Here is a 19957-nt window from a genome sequence, read left to right as displayed (position 1 = left end):
CTCAATCTCCGTAGAACACCCAGTACTTGGACAAGGTGAAGTGCACCGCGGTGATGATCCCGATCACCGCGAGAAGCACCCACGCCAGGGCGGAGGCGTAACCCATGTCGAAGCTGACGAATGCCTTCTGATAGATGTACAGCGTGTAGAACAGGGTCGAGTCTGAGGGCCCGCCGGTTCCGCCGCTGATGATGTGTGCCTGCGTGAACGCCTGGAACGCTCCGATCGTCTGCAAGATCAGGTTGAAGAAGATGATCGGCGTCAGTAGCGGCACGGTGATCTTGCTGAACTGCCGGACCGCCGATGCGCCGTCCACCCGGGCCGCCTCGTAGTACTCCTCGGGGATCTGGCGCAGGCCCGCTAAGAAGATGATCATCGGCGACCCGAAGGTCCAGACGTTGAGGATGATCAGGGTGCCGAGCGCGGTTCCGGAGTTCTGCAGCCAGCTCGAACCCTCCACTCCGAACAGGGCGAGGAACTGGTTCACCAGCCCGCTATGGCCGAACACCTGCCGCCACAGCACCGCGACCGCTACCGAACCGCCCAGCAGTGACGGCAGATAGTACGCACTTCGGTAGATCGCCAGTCCGCGCAGACCCTTGTCCAACACCAGGGCCAACAACAACGCGAACGCCAGCTGCAAAGGCACCGAGACGAACACATAGGTCACTGTGACCCGGACCGAGTTCCAGAACCGAGGGTCCTCGACCAGTCGGGCGAAGTTCTCACCGCCGATGAATTCAGGGCTGGAGAGCACGTTGTAGTTCGTGAAGGACAGGTACAACGACGCGAGCATCGGCACCGCGGTCACCAGCACCAGGCCGAGAAGCCACGGGAGCATGAAGACGTGCGCAGCACCCTCCTGACGACGCCACGACTTCCTCTTCCGCCGCGAGGGGGGTGGTGGCGCGGCTTGCGACCCAGACCTCGCTGAGTCCGTCAGCGTCTGGGACATCGGACGGTCAGCTCGCTCTCTCGAGGCTGTCCGTAACCTCGGACATCATCTGGTCGACTCCGGCCGGGATGGTCGTCGAGCCGTCGATGATCCCCTCGAGCACCCGCCGCAGCGTGACCCGCCACTCACTGGAGCCAGGCGGCGATTCGTAGAAGGGGGTTCGGTCGGCGGAGCGGTTCTCCTCGCCCAGGTCGATCATCTCCACCTCGAGGGGCGTGGCGAACTCGCGGTACTCCTCGGCGACCCGCGGATTGATCGGGGTTCCCATCGTGAAGCCGACCTCCCGGAGCAGGTCGATGCTGTTGATGACGTAGCTGAGCACATGACCGGCTGGTTCCACGACGTCGTCGGAGACACCGGAGTACAGCCCCATCCGTGGGGTGTAGAGGAACTGGTACCCGGCGACCGCGTCGGACGCCACCGGCGGGTGCATCAGCGAGAACTCCAAGTCGGGGAACATCGCCGCATCGTCGATCACATGGTTGGCGTTGCCGAAGTGCAGCAGTGTGATGTCACCGATGTCCTCCCAGCTCGGCTCGACGCCGTCCTGCTCGCTGATCGAGGTCGTCGCACCGGCTTCGCGGAGCCTCTCCCACCACTCGATCCAGGCGATCATGGTCTCGGCGGTGAAGCCGAGCCCGCCCTCCTCGGTCCACAACTGTTCGCCGTGCTGCCGTAGCCAGTTCTGCAGCGACAGGTCGTGGTCCGCCCGGTAGGACAGAGCCCGCCGATCGTGGGGATTGTTGTCGCTGTAATCGAGGCAGAACTCGGCGAGCTCGTCCCAGCTCCACTGGTCGGGGATCTCGACGCCGTCCTCCTCGGCGAATGTGCGGTTGTACCGCAACACTGGGATGTGCACGCCGAACGGCATCGTGTTGAACTCGCCGCTCAGCTTGAAGGACTCGATGTCGGAGTCGTCGAAGTCGGAGAGGTCGAGAGAGTCGATGTCGTCGACCTGACGGAAGAGGTCGTTCGCGTGATACGTCAGCACGTCGGGTGACGGCACCCAGAAGATGTCCGCGACGTTGCGGGCTGCCATCTGGGTGGTCATCCGCTCGCGATAGGCGTTGTAGTCCGCGAACTCGATCTCCAGCTGAATGTCGGAGACCTCTTCGGCCATGTCCTCGAAGGCCGTCCGGTAGTTCTCTTCGCGGACGGTGTTACCCCAGAACGCATAGCTCACGGTTCCGGAAGCACCGCCGCCGCCATCACCGCCGCCGCTACCGCCGGACCCGGCCACACCGGTACACCCGGAGAGGATGCCGCCTCCGACCGCAGCACCGGCGACCGTGAAGAGGCTTCGTCGACTGAGCACAACCATGGTGATTCTCCCGTCATTGGAAGTGAGTGCCCCGCAGGGCCTGTCGTACCGCAATACTTATACATGTCAGACTGTCTGTCAAGATTGCATGTCTAACTCAATCACCTCGAAGAGTCCCAGCTCCGGTGTCTGTACCTGGACGTGGGTCCCGGTGAACGTCCACTCGAGGTCGACGCCAGCCACCCGGGCGCGGGCCCGTACCGGCTCGCGATCACTCGGGATACGCACCGCACCCGGGGTTATCGGCAGCGGTTCGACAAACCGCTGGGGCTTATCGCCCGATCGGTTCAGCAGATGCAGCACCGTGGCCCCGGACCAGTTGCGGCCGAGGACCAGCTGCACCTGCCCGGGCAGGTCGGTCTCGATCCGCAGCTGGTCCGCACGGCCGGTCAGCTCGAGGACCTTGTCGATGAGGCCCTCCCGCACTCGGTGCAGACCGAGCTCGTGAAAGGCCTGCCCCGGCCGCCAGGGCACGAGGGCGAGCTGTCCGGGCCCCTCGGCTCCGGCCAGCCAACCGGGGTGCGGGGTGGGCTCGTTGCCGTAGCAGAGCTCCGGCGGACCGTAGGTCGACCGACCGAGGGCGTACCAGTCCGCCTCGGCACCCTCGCGCCCCTGCAGCACCTCGAAGGCACCGATCGCCGGTGCGTACCCGGAGCCCACCGGGAGGTGCAGGGAGAACAACGATTCCTGAGTAGTGAACTGTGCCGTTCGCGTCGCAAGCGGCGCAGCGGTCCCGATCTGCAGGTCCCCCTTGTGCCACGCCGAGTCCCCGACCGCGACCACGGTGCCGCCCGCGGCGAGGATCGCCTCGACCGCTGCCACCGCATCGGGAGCGAGCGCACCGAGCGCCGGCAGGATCAACAGGTCATAGCGCGACGCCAGCTCGTCGCTCAGCAGGTCCTGGCGGACCACATCGAACGGGATGTGGGACTCCTGCAACGACTGGTACCAGCCACGGAACTCCGCGAGCCGCTGCGCGGCATCAGTCCCCGTGCCCGTCCCCCGCACCAGCCCGACGCGGGCGGCCGACCGCAGGCCCGCATACATGTCGGTGTTGTCCCGATGGAATCGGGTGATCCAGGACCCCATCGTCAGGCAGTCATACCCGCCCGTCTCCGGCAGCCCCATCACGTAGGTCGAGGGACTGCCGCCGTGTGCGATCGTCTGCAGGAGGTACTGGGCAAAGTGGTGCGGATCCTCGCCGGCCCACCGGTAGGGCATATCGACGAAGCCCACACAGTTGACGTACACCGTGCGCTCCGGGTCCGCTGTGCGCGAGGCGCTCACCGATTCGGCGGTCGCCGTGTGCCACAACGGTCGCCCTACGGCGTTGTTGGCCTCGTAGTAGGTGACGTCAGCGTTGTCCTTGAGCAGGAGGGCCGCCTCCGGCGCGAGCGACCGAATGTGCTCGCTCATCCTCTGGTTGAGGTCCTCCAAGGTCTCGGTCGCGAAGCTGCGCCAGGTCGCGTATCCGGACGACGACGGTCCGGTCGGTAGCGCAACGCCGGGCGCATGGGCGGCGAACGCCACCCGGCACGACTCGCACTGGCAGACTCCCCGGTACCGGCGTGAGTAGTCGTACTCGTTGAAGTGCATCATGTTGAAGAAGAAGCCGCGAATGTCGTATCGGCCGAGCACCTCCCCGACGACGTCGAACATCTTCTGCTGGTAGTACGCACTCGACGGGCACACGCTGCGGTAGCCGTTGTAGACCTGCGGCTCGCCGTCCGGGCCGACGAAACACCACTGCGGGTACCGCTCCGACCGCCGCCGGTCGATCTTCGAGAAGTCCATCCGAGCGAGCACCCGGATGCCACGCCGGCCAGCAGCCGCGACCGCGTCACCGATGACGTCCCCGGAAGCACGCTGGGCCAGCGTCGGGTTGACCGTCTGACAGTCGAGCTCGCTGGGGTAGTTCGCGATGATGCCGCCCACACTCAGCAGCCAGGTGTCGGCGCCATACTCCTCGATGGTGTCGAGCACCTTCTCGACATCGAGCCCGCTCGGGTCGATCTGCCGGAGATTGGTCTGGAACCCGCGGAACGGCGCACGCCACCAGGGGCCGGTCTGCGCGGCCATCCTCACCACACCAGGTGGACGGTCTCGAACAGGTCGAGGCGCTCTAGGCGCATCGTCGCGAGCCCGCCGGTGACCGTGGCCTCGATCTCCTGATCGGCGAGCACGAGGCGTGCCGTGACCGAGGAGACGCCCGCGGGCAACCGGACCACGATCGTCTGGTCGACCAACGCCACGGTCTCGTGCCGCTGCCCGCGCATCGCCATCGGGTGATTGAGGTTGACCAGCGATACTGCGAGCTGGTCCTGGCCCTCGCGCACCGCGATGTCGATCAGCCCGCAGCCGTTGACCTCGACCCGCGGCGAAGTACCTCCGAGTGCCCACCGCACCGCGTTCGCGATCAGCCGGCCATGGTCGGACTGCAGTGCCTGCCAGTAGACCTCGCCGATGTTGAAGGCAATGTAGACGGTCCGCGCCCCAGTCTCGTGCTCTCGCGTGACCACAGCTGGCGGGCCATCGAAGCTGCGGGGATAGACCTCTTCCATCGGCAGGTCGGGATAGTCCGGGATGAAGCGAAAGGCCACCTCGGTATCGTCGACCGCTTCGACCCCGAGCACCCGGGTACCACCGACGATGCGGGTAGCACCGTCGTAGCCGGCCGAGACCGGATGGCCCGGAGTGAGGGTGATGTAGTTGTTCTTGACCGGGCCGCGCACGTCCTCGACCAGGCGAACGCCCAGCGTCTCGCCCAGGGCGAGCCGGCGATCGCTCTGGCCGGTGAGCGAGGCATCGTAGGCGGCGACGATGCTGCCTCCCCGGGCGACATAGTCCTCCAGGATCTGCACATGCTCCGGGTCCAGGTCGGATCCGGAGTGCAGGACGAGCACTCTGATTCCCTCGAGGCGCTCAGCCGTGAGCGTCTCGTCCGCGATGTACTCGAACGGGATCCTGGCCTCGATCAGCGCCTGGTAGACGCCGTCCTCATGCGCCCGCGGGTGTCGGTCGGACAGCTGCCACGGCGTGGGGCCGAGCGGGGCGCGGCAGTCCAACAGTGCGACGTCGGCAGTGACCGTCAGGCCCTCCAGCAGGTGCTCGGTGCGTGCGTGCCAGTCGAAGGCCTCAACGATCGGCTCCACCCAGCGGTGGTCGAACAGGTCCGCTTTGAACTTGGAGAACCACGGCCGCGCACCCTGGGCGAAGCCGTCCACCACGAAGCTGCGGAGCTCGTGCGGGTTCGTCACCGAGTCCTTCCACCGCAGCACGTGATCTTCGGTGCCCACGGAGGCGAGCAGGGCAGCTGGACGGTCCGGCCAGAGCCCCCGGGCGCGCTTGCCGATCTGGCCCGGGATCCACGCGGGCTCATCATCCCAGCGGCCCTGCTTGTCGATGACGAACATCGGGTAGCGGTCTTCGATCAGCTCGCGCACCAGGTCCCGGGTGAGCGACGCCGAGCGGTTCGGCATGAAGCGCACGTGCGGCTTGACCGACCGGACCGCATCGTCCCACCGGCCGACCAGCTCGCTGAACCGATGACTGCGCCAGGCGCTGTAGGCGGGCCACGCCGGATCCTCGAGATCGCTCGCCCGCGGGAGGTGATAACCGGTATCGGCGTGGAACCGCCGTGCGACCGGCTCCGAGTAGGAGACGCCCTTGACGGTCTCCCAGCGATTGGCGAAGAGTGCGTCGACGTCGTACTCGCGCGTGATCTCCTGAGCGATCTCGGTGATGTGCTCGGTCAGATACGTGCTGAACGGGTCAGTCCAGTACACCCCGGGCATCGAGCTGTGCTCGATCGCATTGCCGTCCTCGTCTCGCGCGAGCCACTCGGGATGAGCCTGTGCGGCGTCGGCACGAATCGCATGCGGGTCCACCCGCGCCATCACGTGCATACCCAGTGCGCGCGCTTCGGCGACGAGATCACCGAACGCGTCGCCGTCGCCAAGGTTGGCACTGCGGCGGTGGTACGGCAGCTGCGTGGGGTAGAACGCCATGTATCCGCCGGCACTCACACACAGCGCATTGGACCTGGTGCGCTTCATCAGGTCCACCCAGAAATCGAGGTCGAAGGTCCCCGGGTCATCGTCGGTGAACGTCACCTGGGTCCACCGCGTCGCCGTGTGATACCACTCCGGCGATCGAACGCTCGTCACATCTGCGGGTCGGGCATCCGTCGTTGTCACATCTGCTCACTTTCGTCGCACGAATTGTTAGACAGTCTAACATGAGTGCTTGTAAGCAAAGATGTGATGGTCAGGTCGATGCCCGGGCGTGGCTTCCCGCAGCTGGACGCGGCCCAGCAGCCAGGTCACTCGAACGGCGACGGGCCGAGCTCGGCCAGAACCTCCTTCATCCGTGCGTAGGCGCGGTTGCGGTAGGCCACCAGGTCGGCGATCCGGTCCGGGTCGACGTCCCGGTAGCCTCCCCCGGTCTTCGTCCCGAGCTTGCCCGCCTCCGTCAGTTCGGTCAGGGACTCAGGAGTGGCGAAGCGCTCCGGGAAGCGTGTCTGCAGGGATCGGTAGCAGAAGTCGTACACGTCGAGACCAGCCATGTCGGCGATCGCGAACGGGCCGAAGAACGGCAGTCGGAAGCCGAACGTGGTCCGCACGATCGCATCGACGTCCTCCGTGGTCGCCACCCCCTCCTCGACCAGCTGGGTGGCTTCGTGAAACAGCGCATACTGCAGGCGGTTCAGCACGAACCCGGTGCTGTCCTTCACCCGAGCGGGAATCTTGTCGATGCCGAGCAGGAGGTGTTCGACGCCGGGAATGCGCGCCTGGTCGGTCCCCGGGTGCGGGATCACCTCGACGCCGGGGATGAACGGAGCCGGGTTGGAGAAGTGCACGCCGAGGAATCGCTCCGGGCCGTTCACCCCGCCGGCGAGTGCCTCGATGGAGATCGTCGAGGTGTTGCTCCCGATCGTGGCGCTGGAGTTCGCAGCGGAGATCCGGCCGAGGATCGTGTGCTTGATCTCGATGATCTCGGGAACTGCCTCTTCGACGAAGTCGGCGCCCTCGACCGCCTCCTCGATGGTGTTCGCCGCGGACAGGTTGGTCTGGATCGTCTCGGTTGCGCCCGGCGCGAGCAGACCGCCATCGACGAATTCGCGACTTTCGGTGAGGATGCGCTGATAGTTGGACTGCGCGGTGGCGGCGTCGACGTCGGCGATGCGGACCTGATGGCCGGCCAGGGCGAAGATCTGGGCGATGCCTCCGCCCATGTACCCGGAGCCGACGATGGCGATCGTGGGTGTGGTCATCGTGTCTGTTCCTCTTCGTGGGCGGTGATGGCTGCGATCGTGTCCGAGCGTTCGACCGAGTAGCTGAGGCGGGGGCTGGGTGTGCTGGGTGTGTTGGCCGGTCTGGTCAGGTCAGGTCAGGTCGCCTCTGCTGTGGTCCTGCCAGTGAGCTGGCGACGGCGGAGGTCACCAGGGCGAGCGAGGTCGCCCCGGGATCGGGGTGTCCCAGGCTCTTCTGGGCCAGCGGGCGGGCACGCCCGAGGGCTGGTCGTAGTCGTGCGGTCTGCTCGGCCGCGCTGGTGGCGGCATCGGCCGCGGCGCTCAGCGCGGTGACCGGCGCCTCGCCCGCACCGAGGCGTTCTTCGAGCGTGCGAACGAACGGGTCGAGTGCGTCGACCATGGTCTTATCGCCCGGCTGAGCCTTGCCGAGCTGCTGAATGGTCTCCAGGGCTGCGCGGGCCGCGGTGCCCCACGTGCGCGGCTGGCTGACGAGGTCGACGTCGTCCAGGACCGGACCGAGGGCCTGCAGTGCGGCGCCCCAGAGAGCACCGGAGGTACCCCCGGCGGTCTCGCTCCAGGCCTCCCCGGCCGCAGCCAGCAGCGCACGCAGCCCGTCCCCTGCGGCTACGGATGCGGCCGCCAGGGCGGCGTCGATCCCCCGGGTCATGCCGACCCCGTGGTCACCGTCACCGGCCACGGCATCCAGGCGGCCCAGTTCTTCGGCGTGCTCGTGCAGCGTGGTCTGCGCTGTGCTCAGCCACGTGATCGCGGCCCGAGCCTGCTCCAGCGAGCGGGCCGAGGCCGCGGGCACCGCTACCGGCCGGGGCGCCGCCGAGGCGCGGGCGCGGTGGTGCTGGGCCCGGCCCCTGCCCGCTCCGGTGCCCATGCCCACTCCCGTGCCGGTGCCCATGCCCACTCCGGTGCCGGTGCCGGTGCCGGTGCCGGTCAGGGTTCCTTTCCGGAAGGCCGGCGTGTGTGCCGGTGCACTCCACAGTTCTTCGAGCTCCTCGGTGAGCCAGAGCAGCGTCACCGAGACCCCGGCCATATCCAGGCTCGTGACCAGCTCCCCACACTCAGGTTCGACGATGCTCACCCCGGCTCGTTCCAGCTCGCGGGCCACCCCGCGGTAGAGCACGAACAGCTCTTCGTACTTCACCGTACCCAGCCCGTTGACCAGTACGACCGCCCGATCACCGCGATCGGCCGGTACGTCCGCGAGCAGCTCCGCGGTCAGTGTGGCGGCCAGCTCGTCAGCGCCCATCGCCGGCACATCACGGATACCGGGCTCACCATGGATGCCCAGCCCGATGGAGATCATTCCCTCCGGGACGGTGAACAGCGGTTCGTCCGCGCCCGGGAACGTGCACCCGGCGAACGCGACCCCCAGGCTGCGGGTGCGCTCGTTGGCCAGCCGCGCGAGACGTTCGACCTCATCCAGACCATCGCCACGCTCGGCAGCGGCACCAGCGATCTTGAACACCACCAGATCCCCGGCTATCCCCCGCCGCTCCAGGTGATTCTGCGCCGGTGCGCTGGCGATATCGTCGGTGACCAGCACCGTGCGGGTATCGATCCCCTCCGCCCGCAGCTGCTGCTCGGCCTTGCCGAAGTGGATCACGTCACCGGCATAGTTGCCATAGGAGAACAGCACTCCCCCACCCGCCTCGGCCGCCGTGGCCACCCGGTAGGCCTGCCCCGCCGAGGGCGAGGTGAAGATGTTGCCGCAGACCGCCCCCGCCGCCAGGCCCGGCCCGACCACGCCGGCGAATGCCGGATAGTGCCCCGACCCGCCCCCGATCACCACAGCGACCTGCCCCTCGGACATCTCCTGAGCCCGGACCACACCGCCGTCGACCCCGCGCACCGCGCCGCTGTGCACGGCCAGGAAACCCTCCAACGCTTGCGCTACGAACTCATCGGGATCGTTGTGCAGCCTCGTCATGACGCTGCCCCAGACCGGTTGATCTGGCGCACCCGGCTGCGCCCCAGCTCATAGTCGCCGCGCTTGGGCAGCGCATGCCGGCGCAGGTAGTCGCGGTTGGCCGCAGACACGCTCAGCCCGTCACCGCCGTAGTGCTCCGTGCAGATCACGCCCTGGAAGCCATACTCCACCGCGAGCTTGAGACCGGTCCGGTAGTCGATCAGCCCGCTCTCCATCGTCGCCGGCAGCGCCACATAGAGACCCCGATCGGGATCCTCGGTGCGGGAGTAGTTCTTCACATGCCAGTAGTTCGTGTACGGCAGCGTCGCCTCGAGCAGACTGCGCCACGTCTCCACCGGCCGGTGCAACCGGACCAGGTTCCCGATATCCGGATTCAGCCCCACCACCTCCGAACCGATGTCCTCAACCAGGCGCACTGCCGACTCACCCGTTCCCAGGAACGTGTCCTCGTACATCTCCAACGACAACAGCACCCCGACCTGTGCGGCATGATCGCCGAGCTCACGCAACCGCGCCACTGCCAGGTCCCAGTCCTCCGGGCGGTCCTGATGACCCGGCTGGGTCCAGAACCACAACGCCTCACGCTGGGCAGGACTCAGCTCCTGATGCAACCCCACCGAGACCGTCTCGATCCCCAGTGCAGCAGCCGCCTCGATCGTGCGATGACTGTAGGCAAGGTTCTCCGCACCACGTTCGGCGTGGATCACGCTCTGCCGGATCACCGAGACCGAGCCGAACGCCACACCCGCCTCAGCAGCCGCCGCCGCAAGCTCGCCATACCGCTCGGCGGCCACATCCCCCACCCGCAGCCAGCTATCGGTCAGATCGACATGATCAAACCCCGCCGCAGCCACCTCATCGAAGACTGCCGCCCACTCACCAGCATCAGCCTCGTGCTGGAGCCGGCCCGCACGGGTGACTCCGGCAAAGGGCAGCGTACTGGCCGCGATCGGCCACGACCGGGCAGTGAACTGTTCAGACAATCTCAACCTCCGTCGTCAGGACGCGCTGGCCAGGGGCCACGCATCGAGTTGGACCCACTAGTTCGACCACTTCGGACGAGACCACCTCCAGCGACGACCGCGCCGCGAAGAATTCCACAGCCCCCGGCTCCACCACCCGCTCCGCCCGGCCGCGGGTGAAAGACAACCTGTCGGTATGCACGGCGAACGTCACTGTCTTGCTCGCCCCGGGGTCCAGCCGCAACCGTTGGAAGCCCACCAGCTCGCGGACCGGCCGGGTCACGCTCGCTACCGGGTCGTGGGCGTACAGCTGGACGACGTCGCAGGCCAGTCGGTCCCCGGTGTTGCGCACGGTCACCGAGGCGCGCACCGTGCCGTCCATGGGGATCTCCCGGTCTTCGACGACCAGTGGTTCCCAGTGGGTGCTGCCGTAGGACAGGCCGTGACCGAACGGGAATGCGGGCGCGACCCGCACGTTCGAGATGCGGTCGCCGTCGTGCTGCAGCGCCGGGCCGAGGTAGGTGTGCGGTGCACCGCCGGTCGACGCGGGGATCTCCACCGGCAGTCGTCCGCCGGCATCGATGCGGCCGGAGAGCATGCGGGCCAAGGCACCGGCTGCTTCGACACCAGGCATGAACGCCTGGACGAGGGCGCCGGCGCGGTCGCGGTACCGGCCAAGCGCATACGGTCGCCCGGAGAGGCTGAGGATGACCACCGGGGTTCCGGCATCGAGCAGCGCGTCGAGCAGCTCTCCCTGGACTCCGGGGAGGTTGAGGTCCACGGCATCGGAGCCCTCACCAGAGGTTCCGCGTCCGAACATCCCCGCGCGGTCCCCGACCACCGCGATGACGACGTCGGCCGAGCTCGCGAGCGAGACGGCATCGGCGATGCCGGTGCGGTCGGGCTCAGCGAGCGGGCACCCAGGAGCGGTGACGATCTCGGCAGCGGGGAGCTCGCTGGCGAGCGCTTCGGGCAACGAGTCCACCTCGAGGCCGAGACCATACTCGGGATGGCGCGCCAGGACGTGGATCGGATAGGAGTAGCAGCCCAGGAACGCGCGCGGGTCGTCCGCGCACGGACCGATGACGGCGATCCGCCGAGGCTGGTCTGCGAGCGGAAGCAGGTCCTGGCGGTTCTCCAGCAGGACGATCGACTCCTCGGCCACCTGCCGCGCCAAGCTGCGGTTGGTGTCGCTGTCGAGGTCGACGTCGGCCGTGCCAGGCGCCTCCTGCTGCGGGTCGAGGAGGCCGAGCTCGACCTTCTGCCGCAGCACTCGCCGCACAGCGCGGTCGACCAGGGCTTCGTCCAACCTGCCGTCCTCGACGAGGGGCCCGAGGAGCCCGAAACCGCTCGTGTCCGGCAGCTCGACGTCCAGCCCGGCCCGGAGCGCGACCACGCCCGCCTCCGCCACTGTGGCGGCCACTCCGTGCTTGGACTTCAGGAATGGTACGGACCAGTAGTCGGAGACGACCGTCCCCTCGAAGCCCCACTCCTCACGGAGGACCCGGGTGAGCAGCTCGGCATCGGCCGCCACGGGCATCCCGTCGATCTCCGAGTACGAGTTCATCACCGAACGTGCGCCACCCAACCGGATCGCCATCTCGAAGGGAGGCAGGACGACGTCGGCGAGCTCTCGCGGCCCGATGGCTACCGGAGCGTGGTTTCGTCCGCCCCGGGAACCGGCGTAGCCGGCGAAGTGCTTCAGCGTGGCGACCACACCGGCCGACTCCATCCCGCGAACATACGCGGTGCCGATCATTCCCACCAGGTAGGGGTCCTCACCGATGGTCTCCTCCAACCGGCCCCACCGATAGTCCCGGGCGACGTCCAGAACAGGCGCCAGGCCCTGATGCACGCCGACCGAACGCATATCGGCACCGATAGCTGCCCCTACCAGTTCGATCACCTCCGGATCGAAGGTCGCGCCCCAGGCCAGCGGCGAGGGATAGACCGTAGCGCCGAGCGTGGTGAAACCGGTGAGGCACTCTTCATGGGCGATCGCGGGGATGCCCCACCTGCTTCTGGAACGCACCGTGTGCTGCGCTGCGTTCAGCGCCCGCACGCCGCCGGCCGCCGTCGTGGGCCGCGTGCCGAACACCCGGGTGAGGTGGCCGATACCGTCCTGGACCGCCTCGTCGAAGGACGGGCGTCCCTGCTGAAAGACGTCTTGTAAGGGTGCGATGATTTCACCGGTGCTGCGTCGATCGTCCCAATAGCTACCGAGCTGGGCGAGCTTCTCGGCCACGGTGAGCTCGGCGAGCAACCCCTCGACGCGATCGTGGACGCTACGGCCTGCATCGGCCCAGATCGGCGTTGTCTCGGGGGCCGGATGGCGAGCGTTCATCGATCCTCCTTCTACTCCTGGCTCTGTGCTGCTGTGGTCGAGTCACGGACGATGAGCTCGGTGGCGAGCTCGATGTGCCTGGCACTGATCGGAAGACCCTGGGCGAGATCGAGCACCATCTGCAGCGCGACTCGGCCCATCTCGTGCAACGGCTGACGCACAGTGGTCAGGGCCGGGACGGACCAGCGGGCCACATGGGTGTCGTCATAGCCCACGACGCTGAGATCCTCAGGCACCCGAAGCCCCTGCTGCGCCGCCGCGGAGAGCACGCCGAGCGCCTGGGTATCGCTGGCCGCGACGATCGCCGTCGGCCGCTCCTGCCGCTCCAGCCAGCCTCGAGCGACGTCCTGGCCGGAGTCGAAGTCGAAGCCCGCGAACTCCACCTGCTCGTCCGCCGCAGCGATCCCGGCTGCGCCCAGTGCCGCCCGGTAGCCCGAGATCCGCGCATTCGCAGCGATCGAGTCCTGGCGTCCGCCGATAGCACCGATCCGGCGATGCCCCAGGCCGAGGAGGTGCTCGGCGGCGGCGAAGGCGCCGGCCCAGTTCGTCGAGCCCACGCTCGGCACCTCCGGATTGGTCAGGTCGAGCGGGTCGACCACAACTACCGGTAGGTGCTCCTGATGAAGCTCTCGCACATAGCTCGGGCTCAGGTGCGCGGTCAGCACGATCGCCCCCGACCGCCCGCGGCTGGCCAGTCGTCGCGCCCATGCCTGCGGTGGGAGTGGCGTCTGGTCGGGTCCCGAGCGGTGGAACCGGCCGACGATCACATCTGCTTCGACGTTCTCGGCGGCGTAGGTCACTCCGCCAAGGATCTCGGCGGCATACGGTGTCACGATCCGATCGACCATGACTTCGACGCCCGACGTCCCCGGTGCGCCTCGTGCCTGACGCCGAACATAGCCGAGCTCGTCGATCACCTGCTGCACCCGCTTCCGGGTAGCCGCAGACACGTCGGTGTGCCCGTTGAGCACCTTCGAGACTGTGGGAGCAGAGACGTCGGCGCGCTGCGCCACATCACCCAGCGTCGGCCGGCGACGATCGACGGACCCCTCCGCCAGAGCATCGCGCGATTCTCGAAACTCTTTCGCAACCATTATCAGACGATACTAGTCAGATTGTCCGGCGGAAGCCAAGGCTTGAACACCTGGCACAGGGGAAGTTGCTGTCATGGCGCGTATTTCTCGCCGAGGGTGCCGACAATCCGTCCCAGTAAATTTGCGCAATCTTTCGATCACCTAGGCGGCGCAGACGGATCGAGTACCCAGACCAAACACCTCCGCAGTGGCGAGGGTGACCTGCTCGCCGCCTGCCACCCGGTCGCCGGAACGCAGATCGGTCCCGGAGGCGTGCAGCGTCACCGGCAGCTCCGCGCCGCTGTGGTTGAGCAGGTAGCCGATCCGGCCGTCATCCCCCTGCCTGGCATCGCGGGTCCTGGATGGTGACGGCGCTGAACATCTCCCGCTCCTGCCCCACCTCGCGCACGGCGCCGACCAGCCTGGCCTGCACCGTGCTGGCGGTATCGGCCGCCGACCGGGCGAGGCGGAGCTCGACCGGTCCGGGTTCGACGATGCGGCGCAGATCGCGGCCGGTGAACGAGGTGACGTCGGCGGGAATGTCAAAGTGCACCGTGGCCGACGAGCCGGCGGCCAGCGGCACCCGGGCGAACCCGATCAGCGCTGCCTCCGGCCGGGTCACCTGGGCGGCGCAGTCGTGCAGGTAGAGCTGCACCACCTCGGTGCCCGCCCGGCGCCCGGTGTTGCGCACCGTGACCTCGACGGTCGCGGTGCCGGCGACGTCCCACTCCGGGCCACTGGTCAGCACCGCCTCGTCCCAGTCGAACGTGGCGTAGCTGAGCCCGTGGCCGAAGGAGAACGCCGGTGTCGGGTCGATAGCCGAGACTCCGCTGGCTCGGCCGAGCGGAGCGGACAGATAGGTGCCGGGCTGGGCGCCCGGCTGCGCGGGGAGGCTCATCGGGAGCCGTCCGGAGGGGTTCGTCTCACCGGTGAGGATCTCCGCGATCGCCCGCCCGCCGAGTTGGCCGGGGAAGAACGCCTGCACGATCGCCGCAGCGCTGGTGAGCGCTTGCCCGAGCGCGTACGGTCGACCGCTGAGCACCACCAGCACCACCGGTACGCCGGTGGCCAGTACGGCGTCGACGAGGTCTTGCTGGGCCCCGGGCAGGCGCAGATCGGTGGCATCGCAGCCCTCCCCCGACGTCCCACGCCCGAACAACCCGGCGCGGTCACCGACGGCCACCACGCACACGTCGGCCCCGCGAGCGGCAGCGACCGCCTGCTCGATCTGGGTCTGCTCACCGCCGATGGTGTCGCCACCCTCGGCGAAGCTGACCTGCCGCCGTGCGGCCAGCTCGGCCCGGACGGTGGGGATCTCGATGCCCACGGCATGATCGGGGTAGCGGGCACCGACATGCGCCGGGAAGGAGTAGCAGCCGAGCATGGCGGCGGCCTCGTCGGCGAGCGGCCCGACCACGGCGATCCGTGCGCCTGGCGGCAACGGCAGGGTGCCGTCGTTAGCGACCACGGTGACCGCCTGGCGAGCCAAGCGCAGGGCGAGGTCCCGGCTCGCCTCGTCGTCCAGGACCACCGCCCCGCTGGGTTCGGGGTCCCAGTCCGGGTCCAGCAGACCGAGCTCGATCTTCTGGGTCAGCACCCGGCGCAGCGCCCGGTCCAGCAACGCCTTCTCGGTCCGGCCCGCGCGGATCTCCTCCAGCAGCGGTTCCAGATAGGCATCTCCGGAGGGCAGCTCCACGTCCACACCGGCGTGCAGTGCCGCGACCGCGGCCTCTCCGGCGGTCGCGGCCACGCGGTGCAGCGTCTGCAGGAACCGGACGCCGAAGTAGTCGGCGACCACGGTGCCGGTGAAGCCCCACTGCTCGCGCAGCAGCTCGGTGAGCAACCCGGAGTCCGCAGCAGTGGGCACACCGTCGATCTCGGTGTAGGAGTGCATCACGGACCGGGCGCCGCCGTATCGCAAGGCTGCTTCGAACGGGGGCAGGATCACATCGGCCAGCTCCCGTGGTCCCATCGAGACCGGGGCGAGGTTGCGGGCGGCCCGGGAGGCGGAGTATCCGGGGAAGTGCTTGAGCGTGGCGATGATGCCGGCGTCCTCGAGACCACGGACGTAGGCGGTGCCGATCGCCGAGACCAGGTACGGGTCCTCGCTGATCGTCTCCTCGGTCCGGCCCCAGCGGTAGTCCCGGGTGACGTCCAGCACCGGGGCCAGGCCCTGGTGGATCCCGACCGAGCGCATCGCGGTACCGATCTGGTGGGCCATCGCGCCGATCAGCTCCGGATCGAAGGTCGCTCCCCAGCTCGGCGGAACCGGATAGGCAGTGGCCTGCCAGGCGGCGTAGCCGGCCAGGCACTCCTCGTGCACCAGCGCGGGGATCCGGTGCCGACTGGCCGCCTGCACCTCCCGCTGCGACCGGGCCAGCGCCTGCGCACCGTCGTGCGGCGGGACCGGCACGGTACCCAACGGCCGGGTGAGCTGGCCGAGCCCGTGGCGGATCGCCTCGGACCAGATCACCGGATCGCCGGCCATCTCCGACTGCTGCGGTGCGACATCCCCGGTCTCCGGGTTCGCACCGACCCAGAGACCCACGAGCTGAGCGACCTTCTCTTCCAGAGTGAGATCCGCGATCAGCGCCTCCACCCGCTGCCCGACGGGAACCTGGGGGTCATGCCACCGGGCAGCGGCCGGGGACCGGGTCGGCACCGTCATTCAGACTCCCTCGTCATTCATACGCTTCGCAACTATCGGAGCAACATCCGATAATATGGGGACATTACTGCGCCCAACGACGGAGGTCAACCGTTGCCCTCTGCACACCTGCTAACGTCATTCTCGAAAGTTGCGAAGGTGCTCAGTCTCTATCGGCCGAGTCCCACGCGACGAATTCCCTGACATCGACCCCTGCCGGAGCTCCGAGACCGCGATGCCCCCCTCCTCCGCACCGGATAGTCCCCCCGCTGCCTCTGCGACCGACGCGACCACCGGGTCAGCGCGGCCACGGGCCACGATTGCCTCGATCGCGGCCGAAGCCGGTGTATCGGTGCCCACGGTCTCGAAGGTGCTGAACGGACGCTCTGACGTGGCACCAGCCACCCGGGCGCGGATCGAGGAGGTGATGGCGCGGCACCGGTACAAGCGGCGCGCCCGTGGCCCGTCTCCGTCCGGCCCCCCGTTGGTCGACCTGGTGTTCCACGAGATGGAGTCGGAATGGGCGCTGGAGATCGTGCGCGGTGTGGAGGCGACGCTTGCGAGCCTCGGTGCCAGCGTCGTGCTGACCGCTTCCGGCGGTGCGCACCGCCCCGGTCAGGCCTGGCTGGACGGCGTGCTGGCTCGCCGCCCGCTCGGCGTCATCCTGGTGATGTCCACGCTCACCTCCGCCCAGCGGGAGCAGCTGGAGTCCCGGTCGATCCCGTTCGTGGCGCTGGACACCGATGGTGAACCGCCCACCGGGGTACCGGCCGTGGGGTCGACGAACTGGGATGGCGGCATGTCCGCGACCCGGCACCTGATCGAACTCGGGCACCGGCGTCTCGCGGTGATCTCCGGCCCGAAAGACGTGCTCTGCTCCCGTGCCCGGGTGGACGGTTTCCGCAGCGCCCATGAGCGCGCGGGCCTGCCCTACGACCCGGATCTGATCCGCTGGGGAGACTTCTACATCGCCGGCGGCTACGAGCACGCGATCGACCTGCTCGCTCGCCCGAACCGGCCGACGGCGATCTTCGCCGGAGCGGATATGCAGGCGGTCGGTGTGCTCCGGGCCGCGCGCGAGCTGGGACTGAGCGTGCCGGGTGATCTGTCCGTGGTCGGTTACGACAACCTGCCGCTCGCAGACTGGTTCTCCCCGCGGCTGACCACGGTGAACCAGCCGTTGCGGGCGATGGCCAAGACCGCGACGTCGATGATGCTCTCCCTCGCCGAGGGACAGCAGCCCCCGGCGCTGCGGGTGGACCTGGCCACCGAGCTGGTGGTCCGAGAGAGCACCGCGCCGCCGCCGGCCGGAGCCCGCAGCTAGCGGCGGCCCTCCCCGGCCGCGCTCGGGTCCCGCCACATCGGCCACATGCTCGGCCCCCCGGGAAGGTCGATGCGGGAGATGATCCGGTAGCCCCACTTGCCGTACATCCGCGCCACCCGCAGGTTGGCTGCCTCCAGGTACGCCGGTGTGCCCTCGCGATCCAGGACCTCGTGGTGGGCGGCCACCAATTCGCTACCCAGCCCCTGCTCCTGGTACTCCGGCAGGACTGCCATGAACGCGAGGTGCTGGTGCGCCACCCGGGGATGGTTCTCCTCGAACGCGACGTCCAGGGCGGCGAACCGCGGAGTGTGTGGCCCGCACAGATCGAACAGCCGGCGGTCGTAATCGGCGGGCTCGGGAATCGGCTGGGTGTAGTCCAGCCAGACGGCGGCGGCCCGGTGGTCGGCATCGAGGTAGATCCGCCCGTGCTCGGCGGCGTGCTCGACGATGATGCCGAACTGGCCACGCTGCGCGGCGAACCGCTCCTCCGGATCGGCGACCAGCCACTTGCTCACGGCCAGGCGGTGGAAGGCGGTAGCGATCACGTCGGCGACCACACCGATCTGGTCCGTGGCGGCGGCGTCGGTGGTCGGCCGGGTCGGGGTACTCATCGCAGGCCCCCTGTCGAGGATCGTTCTTCGGTTGCCGCGCCGGCGCCCAGGCCGATCGTCTGGTAGACCTCCGGCCGGCACCGGGCCAGCTCCCGGCCCCAGGCGATGCCGGCGACAGCGGCCGCCACATAGACGGCCGGAACGACCCAGGGCAGCGCCGAACCGGGCGGGGTACCGAGCAGCTGAGGCATGTTCACGATCCCTGCGGTGCACACCAGCAGCAGGATCACCGCGGCGGCCACCGGTGCCACCCGGGAGCGCCAGGCGTTCTCCCGACCGGGGGTGCGTGCGAAGAACACCACGATGGCGATCGCGGTGGTGGTGATCAGCATCAGCACACCGAGCCCGCCGGCGGTGCCGGCGTAGAAGAACAGCTCCACCAGCGGGTCCAGCCCGCCGAGCGCATAGCCACCGATCACTGCAGCTCCGATCACGGACTGCACGATGGAGGCGGTCCGAGGCGCACCAGAGGTGGCCGAGGTACGCCCGAGCGCCCGCGGCAACACACCTTCCCGGCCGAGGGAGAACATGTAGCGGGCCACGGTGTGGTGGAAGGAGACGGTCGCGGCGACGATGCTGGTGATCAGCAACACCTCGGCGATCGTCACCACTGTCGGTCCCAGCTGGGCGCCGACGAGGCCGAAGATCACGCCGGTCTGCTGCTCCTGCGAGGTAGCGACGATCTGGTCGGTGCCCACGGCCACCGTCATCGCCCAGGCGGCGAACGTGTACAGGACTGCGAGCGCGATCACCGAGGTGTACGTGGCCACCGGCACGGTGCGCCGAGGATTGCGGCTCTCCTCGGCGTAGACAGTGGCGGCCTCGAATCCGATGAAGCCGAGGACGGCGAGCACCAGGATCGCGCCGGCCCCCGGGCCGACCAGTTCGCTGGGTGCCAACGCGGCGAAGTCCAGCGCGCCGCCGGCGGGGGTGAGCACGTTCGACACGCTCAGCACCACGATGATCGCCACTTCGGTGACCAGGAGTGCGGCGAGGACCTTCCCGTTCACGTCCACCGCCTGCAGGCCAAGGGCAGCAACCACCAGCCAGCACCCGGCGGCGACCGCCCACCAGGGCACACTCAGTCCGAACCACTGCTCGAGCATCGGTGCGGCAGTGGCGCCGAGCAGTCCGTACAGGCCCACCTGCAGCGCGTTGTAGGCGATCAGCGCCACCCAGGCGGCGCCGACCCCCACGGGGCGGCCCAGGTGGGAGATGTAGGCGTAGAACGCCCCGGTGTTGCGCACCCGGCGCGCCATCGCCACATAGCCCACGCTGAACAGCAGCAGCATGGCGCCGACGGCGAGGAAGGCGACCGGGATCCCGATCAGACCGGTGGTGGCGAAGCCGGTGGTCATCACCCCGGCGACCACCGTCATCGGCGTGGCAGCGGTGGCGATGAAACACATCACCGCGCTGACGCCGAGCCGGTCCTTGGCGAGCGACGAGCGCTCCGTCGGCTGGGCGGCAGGCGCCTGGGTCACGGTGTCAGTCATGGCCGTCACCATGACCGGGGGCGCTTTCATC

General features: G+C 68.5%; 14 protein-coding genes. 1 reads left to right on the top strand and 13 read right to left on the bottom strand.

The features are described from left to right. Position 1: 1 nt before the first annotated feature. The 11 genes from FU260_RS09000 to FU260_RS08950 form a co-directional block, all read right to left on the bottom strand. Positions 2-955: a carbohydrate ABC transporter permease gene (locus tag FU260_RS09000; protein ID WP_147916749.1), complete on the bottom strand. Its 954-nt coding sequence runs from the start codon at positions 953-955 to the stop codon at positions 2-4. Positions 956-962: 7 nt separating this feature from the next. Continuing rightward, positions 963-2276, bottom strand: coding sequence for an ABC transporter substrate-binding protein (locus FU260_RS08995; protein ID WP_147916748.1), 1314 nt, complete (start codon positions 2274-2276; stop codon positions 963-965). A 78-nt stretch (positions 2277-2354) separates the two neighbouring features. Beyond that, on the bottom strand, positions 2355-4355 hold the full coding sequence (locus FU260_RS08990) for an alpha-amylase family protein (protein ID WP_147916747.1): 2001 nt from the start codon (positions 4353-4355) through the stop codon (positions 2355-2357). A gap of 2 nt (positions 4356-4357) precedes the next feature. Next, positions 4358-6388, bottom strand: a complete 2031-nt coding sequence (locus FU260_RS08985) for an alpha-amylase family protein (protein ID WP_210418228.1) — start codon at positions 6386-6388, stop codon at positions 4358-4360. 209 nt (positions 6389-6597) lie between these two features. Beyond that, positions 6598-7548 carry a 3-hydroxyacyl-CoA dehydrogenase family protein gene (locus FU260_RS08980; protein WP_147916746.1) on the bottom strand — a complete coding sequence of 317 codons (951 nt, stop codon included), beginning with the start codon at positions 7546-7548 and terminating at the stop codon, positions 6598-6600. A 106-nt stretch (positions 7549-7654) separates the two neighbouring features. Then, the gene (locus FU260_RS08975; RefSeq protein WP_147916745.1) at positions 7655-9469 is read right to left on the bottom strand and encodes a dihydroxyacetone kinase family protein; all 1815 of its coding nucleotides are present in this window, start codon (positions 9467-9469) and stop codon (positions 7655-7657) included. Further along, positions 9466-10452, bottom strand: coding sequence for a sugar phosphate isomerase/epimerase family protein (locus FU260_RS08970; protein ID WP_147916744.1), 987 nt, complete (start codon positions 10450-10452; stop codon positions 9466-9468). The genes FU260_RS08975 and FU260_RS08970 overlap by 4 nt, the downstream gene beginning before the upstream one ends. Continuing rightward, complete coding sequence (locus FU260_RS08965) at positions 10445-12775, bottom strand: glycoside hydrolase family 3 N-terminal domain-containing protein (RefSeq protein WP_147916743.1); 2331 nt, start codon at positions 12773-12775, stop codon at positions 10445-10447. The genes FU260_RS08970 and FU260_RS08965 overlap by 8 nt, the downstream gene beginning before the upstream one ends. A gap of 11 nt (positions 12776-12786) precedes the next feature. Further along, positions 12787-13869 carry a LacI family DNA-binding transcriptional regulator gene (locus FU260_RS08960; protein WP_147916742.1) on the bottom strand — a complete coding sequence of 361 codons (1083 nt, stop codon included), beginning with the start codon at positions 13867-13869 and terminating at the stop codon, positions 12787-12789. A gap of 141 nt (positions 13870-14010) precedes the next feature. After that, positions 14011-14139 carry a hypothetical protein gene (locus FU260_RS24110; RefSeq protein WP_235912211.1) on the bottom strand — a complete coding sequence of 43 codons (129 nt, stop codon included), beginning with the start codon at positions 14137-14139 and terminating at the stop codon, positions 14011-14013. Between the two features lie 40 nt (positions 14140-14179). Next, positions 14180-16516 carry a beta-xylosidase/alpha-l-arabinosidase gene (locus FU260_RS08950; protein WP_147916740.1) on the bottom strand — a complete coding sequence of 779 codons (2337 nt, stop codon included), beginning with the start codon at positions 16514-16516 and terminating at the stop codon, positions 14180-14182. 214 nt (positions 16517-16730) lie between these two features. Between FU260_RS08950 and FU260_RS08945 the strand changes: the two genes are divergently transcribed. Continuing rightward, positions 16731-17819, top strand: coding sequence for a LacI family DNA-binding transcriptional regulator (locus FU260_RS08945; protein ID WP_147916739.1), 1089 nt, complete (start codon positions 16731-16733; stop codon positions 17817-17819). On the opposite strand, the gene FU260_RS08940 is transcribed toward FU260_RS08945, so the two are convergent. Together FU260_RS08940 and FU260_RS08935 are read right to left on the bottom strand one after the other, a co-directional pair. Then, a complete protein-coding gene (locus FU260_RS08940) occupies positions 17816-18430 on the bottom strand; it encodes a GNAT family N-acetyltransferase (protein ID WP_147916738.1) in 615 nt (204 codons plus the stop codon). The two genes, FU260_RS08945 and FU260_RS08940, sit on opposite strands and share 4 nt — an antisense overlap. After that, on the bottom strand, positions 18427-19926 hold the full coding sequence (locus FU260_RS08935) for an APC family permease (RefSeq protein ID WP_147916737.1): 1500 nt from the start codon (positions 19924-19926) through the stop codon (positions 18427-18429). The genes FU260_RS08940 and FU260_RS08935 overlap by 4 nt, the downstream gene beginning before the upstream one ends. Positions 19927-19957 lie beyond the last annotated feature (31 nt).

Origin of the sequence: Ruania zhangjianzhongii (assembly GCF_008000995.1) — a bacterium.
In the GTDB taxonomy this organism is placed as follows: domain Bacteria; phylum Actinomycetota; class Actinomycetes; order Actinomycetales; family Beutenbergiaceae; genus Ruania; species Ruania zhangjianzhongii.
The sequence above is the reverse complement of the archived record's forward strand: the minus strand, read 5'-3'. Positions and strand labels throughout refer to the sequence as shown.